Genomic DNA, 15,998 nt, shown 5'->3' with positions numbered 1-15,998 from the left:
CCCAGGTACGCGGACGTCTTCTCCGGGTCGGAGAAGCAAGCTAACGGCCCCGCAAGGCTTCTACCAGCGGTTTCCACCGAACTGGTCAACCTTCACGGGGCCGTGGGCCGTCTGCGGGCCGTCAGGCAGGACGTTGGGACTTGGCGTAGACCGTCGCGATTGCCGTCCGGGTCCGCTCCTGGCTGCTCGGCATGAGGTGCGCGTAGATCCGTAGCGTCAGGGCTGCATTGCTGTGCCCGAGGTACTCGCTGACCGCCTTGATGCTCTCGCCGCCGTCCAGGAGCGCGGACGCGTAGAAGTGCCTGAGCGCATGCATGCCGTGCTCGCGGGCCGCCGCATAACCAGCCGTCTTGGTCTCCGGCTCCGGGATCACGCCGGCCGCAACGAGCGCAGGCTTCCACGCCTCTTCGTTCAGGGATGTACGCCACACGTGGTTGCCCCCGGGCGCCATGAAGATGAGCCGTCGGGTCACCTTCGGTCCGTCCGGCGTCTTCCAAGGCAACGTGATCTCGACCGGCGGGAATTGCTTCATGTGGGCCCTGAGGGCGTCAGCCACGGGACCTGGAAGCGGCACGTCCCTGGTCTTGCCGCCCTTGGGCAGTGCGAACACCGGCTTGCTCCTGCTGAGCTTGAGCTGCTGCACCACGTGCAGCGTGTCGGAGTCGAAGTCGATCGCGTCCACAGCGACACCCAGGATCTCCCCTTGGCGCATACCGCAGCCCGCCCCCAGGTCGACCATGGCTTGGTACCGCTCCGGCATCGCTGCCTGTACGGCGAACACCCGCTCGACCGACCAGGGCACCACCCGCTTGGGCTCAAGCGTCGGCGGCTTCACGGATCGGGCGGAGACCGGGTTACGGCTCAGGTATCCGTCGTCAACAGCAGCACTCAGCGCGGCTCGCACGTTGGCATAGATGATCCGGCCGTATGAGCCGGGCACGCTGCCTTCCAGTGCTGCCACCCACTCCCGGATGTGCTCCGGCTTGAACGATCCCAGCGGACGCGTACCGATATACGGGAAGGCGTGAAGTCGCAGTTGGGAGTTCATGGACTCGATCGTGTTCGGGTCGGCCCCGAGGGTGGTGAGCCACTTCTCGGTGTACTCCTGAAAGGTGACCTTGGCCGCCCCTGGGTCGACGTAGTGACCGGTCGCCATGTCCGCTTCGATGCGGTCCAGCCACCGCTCAGCCTCCCGCTTCTTGCGGTCGGGGAAGCTCTTGGACTTCTCGGTGCCGTCAGGCCCGATGTATCGGGCGCGGTAGCGCATGCCGGTGCCGTAGCGCTCGGTCTTGATCCTGACGGGCTTGCCGTCCGGTCCGGGCTCGGTCTTGTACCAGCGGTCCTGGACGTGGCCGGCCATCAGGCAGCCTCTCCGAGCTGGGAGTCCACCCAGGCCCGGACGTCGCGCGGGTCGAAGCGCAGGTGTCGGCCGACGCGGAAGCCGCGGGGACCGGTGTGCTTCCGGCGCCACTGGTAGACCGTCTCCACGCTGGGAAGCTCGAACATCTCAACCAGGTCTTCAGGGGTCAAGAACCGGTTCGGCAGCTCTGAAGCCATGGTCAGCAGTTCCCTTCGTCGGTGAGCAGGGTCGGTAGTTCTTCGCGGGCGATCTCGCGGTTGTGCTGGATGTCGCGGCGGATGTTGGCGGCGAGCCAGGATTCGCCGGGGGTGTGGCCGTGGCCGGCGTAGGTCCAGTGGGCGAGGGTGAGCGTGGTGGCTTCCTCGTCGTCGGGGTCGGGTAGGCCGAGGGCGGCGCGTTGCTGTGCGGCGCGGTAGTCGGCGCGGGTCTGGCGCAGCGCGCCGAGGGTGGTGGAGTAGCGGCGGGACTTGGTGGAGAAGTGGCCGCGGAAGCCGAGCATGTGGGCCCAGTCGCGCAGCTTGCGGTCCGGGTAGACGGGGTGCAGGTCAAGGCAGGCTTCGATGAGCCGGCGGGGGTGGTCGGGGACGCCGAGGAGGGTCAGGGCCTCCTTGTTGCCGATGCGGCGGTCGACAGTGCCGGTGGTCTCGGCGGCCTTGGTGGCGTACTTGGCGACGTAGGAGGCCACGGCCTGTTCGCTGATCTCCTCGCCCTCGCCGAAGGCGCGGATCGGCCGTACGTCGAGCTGTGTGCCCCAGGTGAGTGTGCGGGCGGGGTGGTCGCCGGCCGGGTCGACGTCGACGGCTACGCGGGCGGCTGCGGCGCGGATGGCGTCGGTGAGCAGGTCGAGGGTGGCCCAGGCCGGGGGCGGGCTGTCGGGTCCTTCGGGGCCGTCGAAGCGGATCACGGCGTGGAAGTGGACGGCTCCGCGCTTTTGGTACTCGGCGACCTTGCCGAAGGAGACCCGCGACTGCTCCCGCGCGGCCTTCTGGGTGAGCCCGGCACGCTTCGCGATCTCACGGCGCAGGTAGATCGTGAAATACCGCCACAGCTCCGAGGCGTGGTTGTTCCACAGCACCGCGCCCGCGTAGTCGTACGTCTCCGGGTCTAGCGGGGTACCGAGTTCGCTTGCGTCCTCGGCGTGGCGGGTGCCGCAGCGGCAGGGCCGGTCGCCGGGCCGGTTGTGGACGGGGCCGAACGAGGGGGCGGTGAGGGTGGCGAAGACGCGGGGGTGGTCGCGGATGGTCTCGGGGGTGCCTTTGGCGGGGTCCCCGACGAGGCCGGCGCGGATGAGGTGGTAGGTGTCGCCGGCGTAGGTCCAGGCGCAGGGGGGGCAGCGGGAGGCACGGCGGTTGCCGCAGGCCACGCGCAGGACGCCGCCCGGTTCGGTGTCGGTGGAGTACGCGTGCAGCACCTGCCCCGTGGACGCGTCGCGGGTGACGGTGGCGCCCGTGAGCCGGATGGGGTCGGTGCAGCCGCCGGTGCGGCGGATCTGGTCTTGGATGCGGTCGAAGCCGGTGGACCCGGCCAGCCTCAGCAGGTCGTTGAGGGTGGTCGAGTCCAGGCCCGCCATGGTGGCGGTATCGGTCACGCGGCCACCTCCAGGGCGGCGGGGACCAGGGTGCGCAGGATGGCGGTGGCCAGGGGGACCGGGACTGCGTTGCCGATCTGCTCGAACTGCTTGGTGCGGGAGCCGGCCCAGGGGTAGTCGGCGCGGAAGCCCTGGAGGACGGCGGCTTCCTCGATGGCGAGGCGGCGGATGGGGTTGCCGTCGGTGTCGATCCAGGAGACGTCGTTGAGGGCTTTGCCGAACAGCAGGGTGGGTGCGGGTTGGTCGATGCGGCGGCGGGTGGCGGCCGGGCGGTCGCCGACCTTGAGTAGCCAGGACCGGGCACGGCCGGTGACCGCCCAGGACGGGCCAGTGGTCGGGAAGCGGCTGCCACCGCTGGTGTGGTTCCCGCGGGTGATGACGACGCCGGGCGGGCAGCCCAGGACGTCGAGCATGGTGCGCCAGGGCGGGAGGCCGTCGCCGAACAGGTCGGCGGGGCTGCCGCCGTCGGTGTGGGTGGGCTGCGGGGGTAGGGCCGGGCGGGTGCGGGAGGCGATCAGGAAGGCGCGGCGGCGGGTCTGGGCCAGTCCGAAGTCGGCTGCGTTGAGGACGCCGGTCCACGTCGAGTAGCCGGCCGCGCCCAGGAGGTGGGCGGTGTGCTCGAACAGCGGGTAAACGGCGGGGACTTCTTCCAGGGCGATCCAGTCCGGGCGCAGGTCCAGGGCGTAGCGCAGGGGTTCGACCACGAGCAGGGAGCGGGGGTCGGTGCACGCGGTGCGCAGGCGTTCGCGGGTGTCGTGCCCGCGGGCGATGTCGTCCAGGGCCTGATGGCACAGGGGAAGGTCGTCGTTCCCGGCGCGCAGGCCGGCGGCGCTGAAGGTCTGGCAGGGCGGGGAGCCGATCAACCCGGACACGTTCCCGCGGAGCGGTGCGGTGGGGTGGGCGGCGACGTCGGCCCGGATCGTGGTGTGCCCGGCGGCGGCGCGGGTGGCGCATACCGCCGGGTCGATCTCGATACCGACGTCCCGCAGACCGAGGGTGAGCAGGCCCTCCGACCAGCCGCCGGGGCCGGCGAAGAGGTCGAGGACGCGAGACTGGTACGGGGTGGTCACTTCGCGCCCTCCTTGGGGGTGTGCTCGTCCAGCCACGCTTCCGCGCACACCTTGTGGACGGGCTTGCCCTGGTCGGAGCGGAGCGGGGTGGGCTTGGTGCAGATCACGCAAGGCTTGTCGCCGCTGTGGTCGAAGTGCTCGGGCGAGCGCCAGTCGAGGAAGGCCACGGCGGTCACCTCGTCCGGGTGAGCGCGGGGGCAGGGGTGGTGTGGCCGGTGCCCTTGCAGGTCGGGCAGGTGACGGTGAGGGTGGCGCGGGTGCCGTCCGGGTGGCGGGTGCCGGTGGTGATGGCGGCGGTGGCGAAGCCGTCACAGTCGCGGCAGATGGGCGTGTTCTGGGCGCGCTGGGGCATGATGAGGGTTCCCTTTCGGGTCCGTTGGATCTGGAAGTGGTGCAGGCGCCCGGGGCGGCGGTTCTTTGGCGAGAGAGCCGCCCCGGGGGCCGTTCAGCGGCGGCGGTTGCGACCGCGCGGGATGGGCGGGATGGAGTCGTAGGACTCCTGGCCGGCGCGGAAGTCGCTCAGGTCGGTCACGTCCGTGGTGCCGATCTGCCGCTTGATCCGGTTCATGGTCCTGGTGTCGCGGTGGCGGCGGGCGATGGCGTACTCGCGGCCGAGCTCCACCATCTCCTCGTTGCGGGCGGGTTCCGGGGTGTTGTTCTTGCGGCTGAAGATGCCCATGTCAGCGCTTCCTTTCGGCGTTGAGGATCGAGCGGAGGACGACGGCGCACACGGCCACGGAGGTGGCGGTGATGGCGACCGCGAGGAGCATGGAGACCAGGACCGCGCCAACGACCAGGACGACGGCCGTGCCACCGCCGACGAGGGCGAGCACGCTGCCGGGGGTGAGCTGGACGGTCGGCCGAGTCGAGACCGGGGCCAGGGGCTGTGCGGCGGGAGCCGGGGTGGTGGGCTGCGGCTGGATGGTGGCCGGCGGGGCGGTGTCCCGAGGCGGGTACTTCGGGGTAAACACGATGGTGTCCCTTCCGGTTGGGTCAGTTGACGAGGGAGCCGACGACGGGGCCGAGGACGCTGTGGGCGACGAGGTAGCCGCCGAGGAGGAGCAGGGCCACGAGCCACCACGGCCGGCGGACGTGCTTGACGCCGAGGTAGCCGATCGCGGCGACGGCGAGCCAGAGCGGAACGTCCATGACGGGATCTCCCCTTTCAGGACTTGCAGCGGTGGGTGCGGGCGGCGAGTTCGGCGGCGGCGCGGCTGTCGTAGTCGGCGGAGAAGCCGCAGCGCGGGGCGGTGCAGGCGGCGGTGTGCTTGTCGCGGCCACGTCCGTCGTAGGAGGTGGCGACCTGGACGGGGCCGATGCGGACCACGTCACGGAAGCGGCGATGGACAGTCACGGGTGATTCCCCCCTTGGGGTCAGGCGAGTTGGAGTTGATCGGTGATGGTGCGGGTCATGTCCTCGGGCAGGCCGAGGCGGGCGGCGAGCACATCGGCGGGCATCGGGGACCCGGTGGAGGCCCGGTGGGACTCGGCGAGCTTGCGGGCGTGGTCCAGCAGGGCCGCCGGGATGACTGGGGCGGGAGCCGCAGGTTCCACCGGTTCCGGTTCCGGCGCGGGAGCCAGTTCGGGCGCCGGCGCGGGTACGGGTTCGTCGGTGCGGTGAACGGCGACTTCCGGCATGGCCGGTTCCTCGGTTACGGGCTCAGCAGGGGCCGGTGCCGGGGTGGTGGGTGAGTGGACGAGCAGGGTTCCGCCGAGGAAGGCCAGGGCGGGCCAGCCGGCCACGAGGATGCGCAGCCAGGCCGGGACGTCGCCAAGGTCGAGGAGTCCGGCGGTGGCGATGTTCGCGCCGAGCGAGGCCCCCAGGGCGATGACGAACCAGGTCCAGGCCGAGCGGTCACGCCGGGCGTTGCGCAACCGGCGCCACGCGGCGACCAACAGCAGGTCGACGGAGACCGGGTAGGCCCACGCCTTCCACCCGGACTGACCGGCTGCTTCGGCCAGGTCATGCAGGTGAGCGAAGGACAGCGCACCAGCGATGACCGCTTGGATGAGCACGGCGTCCGGGCGGAGGGACGAGCGAGGCATGGAGAACACCTCCCTTCACGGGAGTCGGGCCCAGGTGGGCGGGGTCAGTGGGGGTTGTGGCCGGAGCCGAGGCAGTTGAGGCAGAGGCCGACCTGCTTGCCGACGGTGCGGCGCTTGCGGCCGACGCGGACGGTGCGGGAGACCTCTCCGGTGCCCTTGCACACCGGGCACTGCGTGTCCTCGGCGGGGCGGGTGGTCTTGGGTGGTGCCACGGTGGAACCGCCTTCCGGTTTTCGGCATGGACCGGGTAGGGACCTGGCGCGCGAGCGGTCGCGCCGACCGTGGAACAGGGGGTGTTACTCGGTGACCGGTCGCGGCTTGACCAGCGACGGGCTCTCCTCCGGCGGCGTGGCGGGCACGTAGGGGCGGAACGGGTCGAGGAACGGCAGGTCCGGGACGAGGTGGGCGAAGGCCCGGCAGACCGCGACCACTTCCTCTTGCGTGACGGCGGGGGTGCGGATCTTCGACCAGCCACCGGAGGTGTCCGCCGCGACGGCGGTACCGGGCCGGTCCATCTGAATCAGACTCGCCGCCGACACCGCGTCCGGGGCGACATCGGCCAGGCCCATTTCGGCGGTCTGCTTGTCGTTGACTCGGTGCACGACACGGCCCGTGAGCTGGGCGCGCAGCATGGTCGCGCCCTTGCCCAGGTCGGAGCCGAACCGCTGCCCGCAGATCTCCAGGTAGATCCCGACCGCCCGAGCCATCTGCGCCAGCCGGATCAACGCGGTCACGATCCGCTCCCGCCACTCCTCATCCTTGCGTGAGGAGATCAGAAACAGCTCCGCGACCTCATCCACCAAGACCACCACCGGCACCGGCCGCAGCGCCTCCGGAAGCTCCCAGATCTCCGAGACGCCATGCTTGCTCAGCAGGTCGAAGCGGTCTTCCATCTCCGCCACCAGGATGCCGAACAGGGACGCGGCGTCATCCGGGGTGGTCACCAGGGCCGACAGACGCGGGGCGTAGCGGGACTGCTCGACCCCGCGTTTGCAGTCCACCCCGACCAGCGCGACCGGGAGCTGAGCCAGGCCCTTGATCAGGTTGCGCTGGAACATGGACTTCCCTGAATGGTTCGCGCCCAGGGTGAGCGCCATCGGGGCCTTGCGGTAGTCGCGCTCGAAGGCGGTCCCGTCCTCCCGCAGAGCCACCGGCACGATCATGTCGTGCGGCACGGCCTTACGCGGCATCCGGACCCGGCGCAGCACGTCATACCCGGTCATCCGCAGCTCAACGAAGCCCGGCTTCGTCTCCACCACGGTCACCGAGTGCACGCCCCAGGCGTGCCGCAGCCGTTCCGAGGCGGCGGCCACGTCGGCGGGCTCCAGGCCGGCCGGGAGCCGCAGGGTCACCCGCAGCCCGGTCGACGTGCCCCACACCCGGCGAATCTTCGGCGGCACCGGCTGCACCTCACGGCGAGCCAGGTTGCGGGTCATGAACGCCCGCAGACCCGACGGCTGCACCGTCAGCCCGCACACGTCCATCGTGGACCGGTACGTGAACCCGAACCGGGTCAGCGTCGCCGGCAGTCCCACCAGCGCCCAGTACGCGCGCGGCACCCGCACCTTCGCGAAGCCGACACCACCGGCGGCGGTTAAGCCGGCCGTGGCCTCCAGCCACATCGTCACGTCGGTCATGGTCAGGCCACCGGGGTGATCGCGACCGCGCGGAACGAGATCCCGTGCCGCTTCTGACCGTTGAACTCGTTCTCCCAGTCCCGGGCCTTCAGCCCGATCACCTTCACCGGCATACCCGGCACCAGGTCCCCCTGGTAACCCGTCTCCGGGATGGTCACCTGATACAGGTTCCCCTCGCCCTCGTCGGAGACCAGCAGGCCCACGGTCGACAGCGGAGCACCGGTCTCCCGGTCCATCGCGCGCTCACCCGTCTTGGCGTTGGCCAGCTTCGGCGCCGGCGCGGTCGCCACGAACACCACGGCGGTCGAAACGTCGATCTTGAACGACGGCATGCGTACATCCCTCGCACCGGGGAGGCCGCCTCTTGCGACCTCTCTAGACATCTCCATTGGAGCGCACGTCTCTAGAGACGTCAAGCAATCTGTCTAGAGATGTTGAGGGCAGAGGATTCCGGCTACACGCACCGAGCAGGCGTCGCACCTATGACCTAGGCTGTCTAGAGAAGAGAGGAGGGCTCCCGAATGGCCAGCACCGACGACGACCGTCGGCCGAAGTACCAGCGGATCGCGGACTCCCTACGGGAGGCGATCCAGTCCGGCGAGTACGGTCCCGGTGATCGGCTTCCAGGGGAGAACGAGTTGATGGCCACGCATGGCGTGGCACGCATGACAGCTCGCCAGGCACTCAGCGTACTGAAGGACGAAGGGGTGGCCGAGTCCCGAAAGGGCGCCGGCGTCTTCGTCCGAGCCTTCCGACCGTTGCGGCGCCGGGGCATCCAGCGGCTTGCCCAGGAGCAGTGGGGTAGCGGACGCTCGATCTGGTCCGCCGATATCGAGAACCGCACACTCATGGTCGACCAGGTCACGGTGTCGGAGGAAGAGGCACCTCAGGGGATCGGGGCCGTCCTGGAGCTGGTGGACGGGGACACCGTGTGCGTGCGGCGGCGGCGGTTCGTCCTGGACGGGAAGCCCGTCCTTCTGGCGACCAGCTATCTGCCCACTTCGGTGGTCGCGGGCTCTGCGATCACGCAGGAGGACACTGGACCCGGTGGGACGTACGCCCGACTCGCCGAACTTGGTTACAAGCCCGTCCACTTCCGCGAAGAGATCCGCTCGCGCATGCCCACGAAGGGCGAAGCGGATCAACTGCGCATCTCCGCCGGCACGCCGGTCATCCTCATCTGCCGGACCGCGTTCGCGGATGAGGGGCGCCCCGTCGAGATCAACGAGATGACGCTCGATGCCGCCTCCTACGTCCTGGAGTACGACTTCGACGCGTAGTCCACGCGAGCTGTTACAGGTTTCTCTACCTCATCAAGCCCCGGCTGCGCTCCGCTCCGCCGGGCGCGCTTCCCGGCTCCGCTGCGGGCGACGCTCCTGCCTTCGGCCCGCTCCGCCCGCGCTGCGCCGACGCGCGCCCACAGGTGGATAGGGCCGCGGCCATGAGGGGATCACCGCATACGCGATGGTCAGAACAGTGCCTCCGGCGGGGGATCGGCCGGCACCGGGATGGAGGGGGCACCGTCGCTGACTGCGGGCCCGTCGTGGCTAATGTCGGGGGCTCCCATCCCGCACACCATCGACCCAGGCAAAGCCGAGCAGACGCGGTCCATGGCGTCCAGGTCGTTCGTACAGTGGCGCGCTCCACCTGGACGCCATGGACCACGCCCGCTCCACGGTGTGTGGGTCGACGGCGTACGGGATGGGAGCTTAGGCTGCGTTGCGGCTAGGGAAGATGCGGTCGCCGACTAGCTCAGCCAGCTGGCTTCGCTCAATCGAGCTTTTTGACACTTTCAGTGCAAGTCAAATTAGTTTTGACGACCCAAGATCAACATCTAGGCCGCCCCTCTCTGACCTGCAGCTTCACATGCGGAGCAGGAGCGTCCGCAGGTCTCTTAAGACTTGCAATGGGATTTATTCAAACCTAGTATCCGAGCTTAGGCACGCTGCGACGTAATGAATGTTGCGCGTGACTGTAGTGCTCGCGCTCAAAGCGAAAGCCCGCCGCAGACTGCCATCCGCGACGGGCTTCACTCGGAGCGTTCACCGTCAGGCGAGTCGGCCGTGTACGCGTCGGCCGCACTCGCTTGACGAGCACAACCACCACGGCCGGTCGTTGCCAGAACTAACGGGCAGCCACCTGACTAACGCACCCCGCGATCGACGAGATCGCCGTAAGGGCCGCCACAGCGATCGGAACCCACCAACGGGGGTCTCGATCCTTCTTCTTGCGGTCCGTGCGACTACCGGTCATCGCAACTCAGCCTCCCTACCGGGGTGTTGTCAGTGAGCCAAACGGCGCCACTGACGCCTCGGTCCCCAACCGAGACGAACAGGGCCGGGAAGTAGGCGAGTTGGGCTACACCTTACAGGCGGCGATCACGGGAGAGACTCGTATCGCCTGCATACTGGCAAGTAAACTGAAGTGGCCTCCGTCACAAACTGTGGCGTGTGTGTCGTTCGGTCCGCCGGCCAGTCATAGCGCCTTCACGTGCGACTTTACGGGCGGGAGGGCTTCCGCATCGTTTCGCCGAGTGTGACGGTACGACCCTGTAAGTCCCAAGCAGAGACGGCCCCGGTGCTGCCGGGGCCGTCTCTGGGCCGTCTGAGGCCAACCGATGTCAACCGACAACGACAGACAAGGACGGTCAGATCCCAGGTCAGAGACCTCTCAGGCCCCAGTGACCGAGGCCAGGTACGCGGACGTCTTCTCCGGGTCGTAGAAGAAGTTCTCGAAGTCGGCCGGGTCGTTGAACCCGTTGGCGAATCGATCCGCCACGGGCTGCAGCTGCCCGGCCGCGCCGATCAGGTTCAGGACGTGCTCCGGCGGCGGCGCCAGCATCGCGTTCGTCCACTTGGTGACGTGCTGGGCGGTGGCCCAGTACCGGTCGAACGTCTGCCGCATCCACTCCTCGTCGAACGGCTTGTCACCGTGCTCCAGGATCGACGCGAGGTAGGCGGCGGCGCACTTGGACGCCGAGTTGGAGCCCTGGCCGGTGATCGGGTCGTTGGCGACGACCACGTCGGCCACGCCCAGCACCAGACCGCCCGAGGGCAGCCGGCCGACGGGGTTGCGCACGGTCGGGGCGTAGCGGCCGGACAAGGTGCCGCCCGCGTCCGTGAGTTCGACCTTCGTGGCCCGCGCGTACTCCCAGGGCGTGAACTTCTCCATGAGTTCCAGGGTCAGGGAGAGGTGCTCCGCCGGGTCCTTGACGCCCCGGAAGACGTCGAGCGGGCCGCCGGGTATGCCCTCCCAGAACAGGATGTCGGCGCGGCCGGACGTGGTGAACGTCGGCATGACGAACAGCTCGCCGACGCCGGGGACCAGGTTGCAGCGGACCGCGTCGAAGTCCGGGTGCTCCGGGCGCGGGCCGAGCCCGTGCACGTACGCCACCGCCAGCGCCCGCTGCGGCTCGCTGTACGGGGAGCGCTCCGGGTCGCGGGCGAACATCGAGACCAGCTCGCCCTTGCCGGCCGCGACCAGGACGAGGTCGTAGGTGCGGGAGAAGTAGTCCAGGTCGCCGACCGCCGCGCCGTGGATGACCAGCTGGCCGCCGCGCTGGGCGAACGTCTCCATCCAGCCGGCCATCTTCACCCGCTGGTCCACCGACTGCGCGTACCCGTCGAGCCTGCCCACCCAGTCGATCGCCCGCTGGGTCGGGCCCGGGTCGTGGGAGCCGGGCGCGGCGACCGAGACGCCGAGTCCTTCGATCTTCGGGGCCTGGGACTCCCAGAAGTTCAGCTGGAGGTCGCGCTCGTACTGGAGGGCCGTGTCGAACATGCACTGCGTCGACATGACCCGGCCGGAGCGGATCTCGTCCGCTGTCCGGTTCGACATCAGGGTGACCTCGTAGCCGTGCGACTGCAGGCCGAGGGCGAGCTGAAGGCCGGACTGGCCGGCCCCGACGACGAGTATCTTCCGCATGCGGGTGGTGCCTCCTACGGGATGAGGACGAGGGGTGAGGACTACTCCGGGGTTTCGTCCAGCGCGTGGCCCACCAGGGCCAGGAGGACCTCGATCGCCGAGATCCGCCGCCGCGCATCCATGATCATGACAGGAATGTGCGCCGGTATCGTCAGCGCCTCCCGCACGTCCTCCGGTTCGAACCGCTCGCTGCCGTCGAAGTGGTTGACCGCGACGACGTACGGCAGTCCGCAGCTCTCGAAGTAGTCCAGGGCCGGGAAGCAGTCCTTGAGCCGGCGGGTGTCGGCCATGACGACGGCGCCGATCGCGCCGCGCACCAGGTCGTCCCACATGAACCAGAACCGCTGCTGGCCCGGCGTGCCGAACAGGTAGAGCACCAGGTCGTCGTCGAGCGTGATGCGGCCGAAGTCCATGGCCACGGTGGTGGTGAGCTTGCCCGGCGTGGCGGACAGGTCGTCGGTGCCCTCGCTGGCCTCGGTCATCAGCGCCTCGGTCTGCAGGGGCGTGATCTCCGAGACGGAGGTGACGAGCGTGGTCTTGCCGACGCCGAAGCCGCCCGCCACCACGATCTTCGTCGCGATGGGGGCGCGCGTCCGGTCCGTCTGCCAGGACTTCAGGTCCTCGTCCGGTTCGGTGAACCCGGCGACGAGGGGGGTGCCCCCGAAGGAGGCGGTGGCGTCAGAGACGGCGGAGTCCACTCAGCACCCTTTCCAGCAGAGCGCGGTCCGGGCGGCCGGTGCCGTGACCCGTTCCGGTGCCGTACACACGGATCTTTCCCTGGTCCGCGAGATCGCTCAGGAGCACGCGGACCACGCCGAGCGGCATCTTCAGCAGCGCGGCGATCTCGGCCACCGTGCGCATACGGCGGCACAGTTCGACGATGGCCCGCATCTCCGGCATGACCCGGGTGGTGAGCGAGCCGTTCGTCAGTTCCTTGCGCTCCTCCGGGGCCTCCAGCGCCGCCACGAACGTCTCCACGAGGAGGACGTGGCCGAAGCGGGTACGGCCGCCGGTGAGCGAGTAGGGGCGGACGCGGGCGGGTTTGCGGTCGCCGCCGCGCACCGGAAGCTGCGTCCTGCCCGGTTTCTTCGGGGTGCCGGTCATCGGTCGCCCCCGGTCGACTCGGCTTCCAGGTTCTTGCGCAGTTCGCTGCGCAGCTCCGGAGTCAGGACGTGGCCGGCGCGGCCGACGAAGAGCGCCATGTGGTACGCCACGACGCTCATGTCGCACTCGGCGGAGCCGTGCACGCCGAGCAGCGAGCCGTCGCTGATCGACATCACGAACAGGCTGCCCTCCTCCATCGCGACCATCGTGTGCTTGACCCCGCCGAACTCCATCAGCTTGGCGGCGCCGACGGTGAGGCTGCCGATGCCGGAGACGATGGTGGCGAGGTCGGCGGCGGAGCCCCGGGGGCCGGTCCGCTTGGTGTCGCGGGACTGGCGGGCGTCCTCCGTGTGACCCGGGTCGGACGACAGCAGGAGCAGCCCGTCGGAGGAGACCACGGCGACGGACTGGATGCCGGGTACTTCCTCGACCAGGTTGGTCAGCAGCCAGTGCAGGTTGCGGGCTTCACTGCTCAGTCCGTAGGTAGTGGGCGCGGTCAACTGCTTGCCTCCTCGGCTGTGCCCCCCGTGGCTTCTTCGGCGTGTGCGTGGCTGGCCGGCCGCCGGTTGTTGGCCGTCTGCTCGGCGATCTCCGCCTCTACGTCGCGGTAGCCGGCCTGGGCGCCGGTGCGGAAACCGCCGAGCCTGCGGCGCAGGGCTTCGGCGTCGACGCTGGAGCTGCGCTGGCGGGGCGGGGTGGTGGGGGCGGTGATCTTCGGTGTGCGCTTGGGGAGCCCCTTGCTGGTGAGCCGCTCCTCCTCCTCGGCTTCGGAGTCCGCGTGCCCGTCCGCACCGTCCGTGCGGGTCTCGTCGCCGGGTGCGGGGGGCTCCTGTGGGGTGTGCTCGCCGTCGGCGGCCGCCGGCGCGCTGGGGAGCAGCAGCTCCATCGTCGTCTCGGCGTACGTCTCCGCCGGGGCCTTCGGGCGGGTCTCCGTGTCCTGGGCGGGCTGGGCCGCCTGCTCGTGCGCCTCGGCCGGCGCCTCCTCGGGTGCCTCCCGCGGCGTCGTGACCGGTGCCTCGGCGGCGGCGTCCCGTACGGCCTGCTCCGCCAGGGTGACCAGGGGGTCCTGGTGCTTGGCGCGGGCGGGCAGGACGTTGGAGTTGGCCTCGGCGTCGGCGCCGGGGAGGGAGAAGGCGCCCGTGCCGCCGGGGGCGGCGCTCTGCGGCGGGAGCGCCGTGGGCGCGGCCTCGACCAGCAGGGAGGCCGGGAGGACCACCACCGCCGCGATGCCGCCCTGCTTCTGCTCGCGCAGCTGGACGCGGACGCCGTGCCGGTGGGCGAGGCGCGCGACGACGTACAGGCCGAGGCCGAGGCCCTCCTCGCCCTCCTGGTCGTAGAGGGACTCGGGGTCGAAGTCGCCGAGGCGGCCGTTGAGGGTGTCCAGGCGGTCGGCGGTCATGCCGATGCCCTCGTCCTGGACCGACAGCATGACCTCGCCCGACTCCAGCAGCCAGCCGGAGACCTCGACGGGCAGGTCCGGCGGGGAGAACGAGGTGGCGTTCTCCATGAGTTCGGCCAGCAGGTGGGAGAGGTCGTCGGCGGCGAAGCCCGCGACGTGGGCGTGCGGCGGGAGGGCCGCGATGCGGACGCGCTCATAGCGCTCGATCTCGCTGACCGCCGCCCGGACCACGTCGACCAGCGGCACCGGGCCCGGATGCTGCTGGACGTGCTCGGTGCCGGCGAGGACCAGGAGGTTCTCGCTGTGCCGGCGCATGACCGTGGCGAAGTGGTCCAGCTTGAACAGGGTGGCGAGGCGGTCGGGGTCCTGCTCGCGGTCCTCCAGGCCCTCGATGACGGCCAGCTGGCGCTCGACCAGGCCCAGGGTACGCAGGGCCAGGTTGACGAAGGTGGAGCCGATGCTGGTGCGCAGCCGCTCCAGCTGGGCGGTGGACTCGGCCAGCTCGGCGCGCAGTTCCTCGCGGGCGTCGGCCATCTTCTGGCGCTGGCCGACCAGGTGCTTGCGGTCGGTCTCCAGGGTGGCGACCCGCTCGTGCAGCGTCACGGCGTGCGCGTGCAGGGCGTTGACCGAGCGCACCACCTGGGCGAACTCGTCGTTGCGGCCGGTGAAGGCGATCGGCTCCTGGGCCGCCGGGTCCTCGGCCGCGGCGAGGCGGGCGGAGCCGCGGCGCAGGACCGACAGCGGGCGGGTCAGGGTGCGGGCCATGGCGGTGGCGATGCCGACCGCGACCAGCATCAGCGCGCCGAGGACCGCGACGCGGATCTCCAGGGCGGTGACGTCGTCGTCGCGGAGCTTGGCCAGGTCCTTGGTGCGGTGGTCGTAGAGCGCGGACTCGGCGCCGCGCATCAGGTCGACACGGGCGGACAGGGCCGCGTCCAGCTTCTTGGTGCTGGTCGTCAGCTCGCTGTCGGCGAGGGTGGGCTGGCCGGTGAGCGAGGCGAGGTACTTGTCGGCGGAGTTGACCTCGGGGCCGGTGACCGTGGAGTCGTAGGAGTCCACGGCCGCCTTCGGCGCGGTCTCGCGGAAGCCTGCGAGGGCCGCGTCGGCGCGCAGCCGGGCCTGCTGGGCGGCGGCGGTGAGCGCGTCGCGCTGTTTGCGGTCCGCTTCGGTGCTGGTCGCGGTGGTGGTGGGCAGGCCGGTGGCGGGGTCGATCACCGTCTGGGTGCTGGACGGGATGTTCAGCGCGGCCAGCAGCAGGCCGCGGGCGGCGGCGGACTGCTGGACGGCGGAGTCCAGTTCGGCGAGGGCGTGGGCGCCGGAGCCGGCCCGCGGGGGCGTCTGCTCGGCCAGCTGCTCGGCGAGCCGGTGCAGCGCGGTGATCGTCGCCGAGTACGCCTGGTGGGTCTGGAGGGCGCCGGTCTTGCCGGTGAGGGCGCCGCGGCGGAGCGCGTCGATGCCGTCGAGGGCGGTGCGCAGGCTCGCCGGGGTGCCGGTGTCGGCGCGCAGCTCCTCGACCTGCCGGTCCACGCGGGCACTGCGGTCCTCGGAGGGCGCCTTGTCCTTGGGGCGGCCGGCCGCGACGTAGGAGGTGACCTCGTCGCGTTCGTCGGCGAGGGAGTGGGCGAGGGTGAGCGCGTCCTGGGTGCGGGCGGCCAGCGTCACCAGGTCCTGGGAGTCGCTGACGTCCTGGGAGGCCGTGAGCAGCGCGGGCGCGCCGGCTCCCGCGACGGCCGCCGCCACCACGGCGACGGCGACGATCAGCCGGGTGCGCACATGGGTGGGGCGACCGGAGCCCACGGGGGTCTGGGGGACGGTCCCCTCGGGGGCCGTCTGCCTGCCTGTGCGCCGAGGCCGCTTCTTCTGCACCGGT

General features: G+C 70.5%; 20 protein-coding genes. 1 reads left to right on the top strand and 19 read right to left on the bottom strand.

The genetic code is table 11. The features are described from left to right. Window positions 1-121: 121 nt before the first annotated feature. From ACZ5DC_RS27530 to ACZ5DC_RS27465, 14 genes are all read right to left on the bottom strand, one after another. Complete coding sequence (locus tag ACZ5DC_RS27530; protein ID WP_468657023.1) at window positions 122-1,360, bottom strand: tyrosine-type recombinase/integrase; 1,239 nt, start codon at window positions 1,358-1,360, stop codon at window positions 122-124. Next, on the bottom strand, window positions 1,360-1,557 hold the full coding sequence (locus tag ACZ5DC_RS27525) for a helix-turn-helix transcriptional regulator (protein ID WP_384212255.1): 198 nt from the start codon (window positions 1,555-1,557) through the stop codon (window positions 1,360-1,362). Before ACZ5DC_RS27525 ends, ACZ5DC_RS27530 begins: the two co-directional genes overlap by 1 nt. Before the next feature lie 2 nt (window positions 1,558-1,559). Further along, on the bottom strand, window positions 1,560-2,948 hold the full coding sequence (repSA, locus tag ACZ5DC_RS27520) for a replication initiator protein RepSA (RefSeq protein WP_468657021.1): 1,389 nt from the start codon (window positions 2,946-2,948) through the stop codon (window positions 1,560-1,562). Beyond that, window positions 2,945-4,018, bottom strand: a complete 1,074-nt coding sequence (locus ACZ5DC_RS27515; RefSeq protein ID WP_468657019.1) for a DNA cytosine methyltransferase — start codon at window positions 4,016-4,018, stop codon at window positions 2,945-2,947. The genes repSA and ACZ5DC_RS27515 overlap by 4 nt, the downstream gene beginning before the upstream one ends. Beyond that, the gene (locus ACZ5DC_RS27510) at window positions 4,015-4,194 is read right to left on the bottom strand and encodes a hypothetical protein (RefSeq protein ID WP_468657209.1); all 180 of its coding nucleotides are present in this window, start codon (window positions 4,192-4,194) and stop codon (window positions 4,015-4,017) included. The genes ACZ5DC_RS27515 and ACZ5DC_RS27510 overlap by 4 nt, the downstream gene beginning before the upstream one ends. Next, complete coding sequence (locus ACZ5DC_RS27505) at window positions 4,191-4,370, bottom strand: hypothetical protein (protein WP_468657017.1); 180 nt, start codon at window positions 4,368-4,370, stop codon at window positions 4,191-4,193. The genes ACZ5DC_RS27510 and ACZ5DC_RS27505 overlap by 4 nt, the downstream gene beginning before the upstream one ends. A 93-nt stretch (window positions 4,371-4,463) precedes the next feature. After that, window positions 4,464-4,697, bottom strand: coding sequence for a hypothetical protein (locus ACZ5DC_RS27500; protein WP_468657015.1), 234 nt, complete (start codon window positions 4,695-4,697; stop codon window positions 4,464-4,466). 1 nt (window position 4,698) lies between these two features. After that, complete coding sequence (locus tag ACZ5DC_RS27495) at window positions 4,699-4,989, bottom strand: SpdD protein (protein WP_468657013.1); 291 nt, start codon at window positions 4,987-4,989, stop codon at window positions 4,699-4,701. Between the two features lie 22 nt (window positions 4,990-5,011). Continuing rightward, window positions 5,012-5,167: a hypothetical protein gene (locus tag ACZ5DC_RS27490; RefSeq protein ID WP_468657011.1), complete on the bottom strand. Its 156-nt coding sequence runs from the start codon at window positions 5,165-5,167 to the stop codon at window positions 5,012-5,014. 16 nt (window positions 5,168-5,183) lie between these two features. Next, window positions 5,184-5,372: a mobile element transfer protein gene (locus ACZ5DC_RS27485; protein WP_053210779.1), complete on the bottom strand. Its 189-nt coding sequence runs from the start codon at window positions 5,370-5,372 to the stop codon at window positions 5,184-5,186. 20 nt (window positions 5,373-5,392) lie between these two features. Next, window positions 5,393-6,064: a DUF2637 domain-containing protein gene (locus tag ACZ5DC_RS27480; RefSeq protein WP_468657009.1), complete on the bottom strand. Its 672-nt coding sequence runs from the start codon at window positions 6,062-6,064 to the stop codon at window positions 5,393-5,395. A 44-nt stretch (window positions 6,065-6,108) separates the two neighbouring features. Further along, window positions 6,109-6,276, bottom strand: a complete 168-nt coding sequence (locus tag ACZ5DC_RS27475) for a hypothetical protein (RefSeq protein ID WP_468657007.1) — start codon at window positions 6,274-6,276, stop codon at window positions 6,109-6,111. Between the two features lie 84 nt (window positions 6,277-6,360). Then, window positions 6,361-7,701, bottom strand: coding sequence for an FtsK/SpoIIIE domain-containing protein (locus ACZ5DC_RS27470; protein WP_468657005.1), 1,341 nt, complete (start codon window positions 7,699-7,701; stop codon window positions 6,361-6,363). A gap of 2 nt (window positions 7,702-7,703) precedes the next feature. Beyond that, entirely contained in the window at window positions 7,704-8,033 is a 330-nt protein-coding gene (locus ACZ5DC_RS27465) for an SCO3933 family regulatory protein (protein WP_468657003.1), read from the bottom strand. A 189-nt stretch (window positions 8,034-8,222) separates the two neighbouring features. Here ACZ5DC_RS27465 and ACZ5DC_RS27460 point away from each other — a divergent pair, with 189 nt between their 5' ends. Beyond that, window positions 8,223-8,981 (top strand): GntR family transcriptional regulator, encoded by a 759-nt coding sequence (locus ACZ5DC_RS27460; RefSeq protein WP_468657001.1) that lies wholly within the window; start codon window positions 8,223-8,225, stop codon window positions 8,979-8,981. A 1,390-nt stretch (window positions 8,982-10,371) separates the two neighbouring features. On the opposite strand, the gene ACZ5DC_RS27455 is transcribed toward ACZ5DC_RS27460, so the two are convergent. From ACZ5DC_RS27455 to ACZ5DC_RS27435, 5 genes are read right to left on the bottom strand one after another with little or no spacing between them, the layout of a single operon-like run. Then, a complete protein-coding gene (locus tag ACZ5DC_RS27455) occupies window positions 10,372-11,625 on the bottom strand; it encodes a styrene monooxygenase/indole monooxygenase family protein (RefSeq protein ID WP_468657000.1) in 1,254 nt (417 codons plus the stop codon). Window positions 11,626-11,666: 41 nt separating this feature from the next. After that, a complete protein-coding gene (locus ACZ5DC_RS27450; RefSeq protein ID WP_171152871.1) occupies window positions 11,667-12,323 on the bottom strand; it encodes a GTP-binding protein in 657 nt (218 codons plus the stop codon). Further along, on the bottom strand, window positions 12,304-12,729 hold the full coding sequence (locus ACZ5DC_RS27445) for a DUF742 domain-containing protein (protein ID WP_366751940.1): 426 nt from the start codon (window positions 12,727-12,729) through the stop codon (window positions 12,304-12,306). Before ACZ5DC_RS27445 ends, ACZ5DC_RS27450 begins: the two co-directional genes overlap by 20 nt. Further along, window positions 12,726-13,229, bottom strand: a complete 504-nt coding sequence (locus ACZ5DC_RS27440; protein WP_366751941.1) for a roadblock/LC7 domain-containing protein — start codon at window positions 13,227-13,229, stop codon at window positions 12,726-12,728. Before ACZ5DC_RS27440 ends, ACZ5DC_RS27445 begins: the two co-directional genes overlap by 4 nt. Further along, the gene (locus ACZ5DC_RS27435; RefSeq protein ID WP_468656997.1) at window positions 13,226-15,994 is read right to left on the bottom strand and encodes a sensor histidine kinase; all 2,769 of its coding nucleotides are present in this window, start codon (window positions 15,992-15,994) and stop codon (window positions 13,226-13,228) included. The genes ACZ5DC_RS27440 and ACZ5DC_RS27435 overlap by 4 nt, the downstream gene beginning before the upstream one ends. Window positions 15,995-15,998 lie beyond the last annotated feature (4 nt).

The sequence above is a fragment of the Streptomyces sp. NPDC031445 genome, from assembly GCF_055581365.1.
This window is presented reverse-complemented; position numbering and strand designations above follow the sequence as displayed.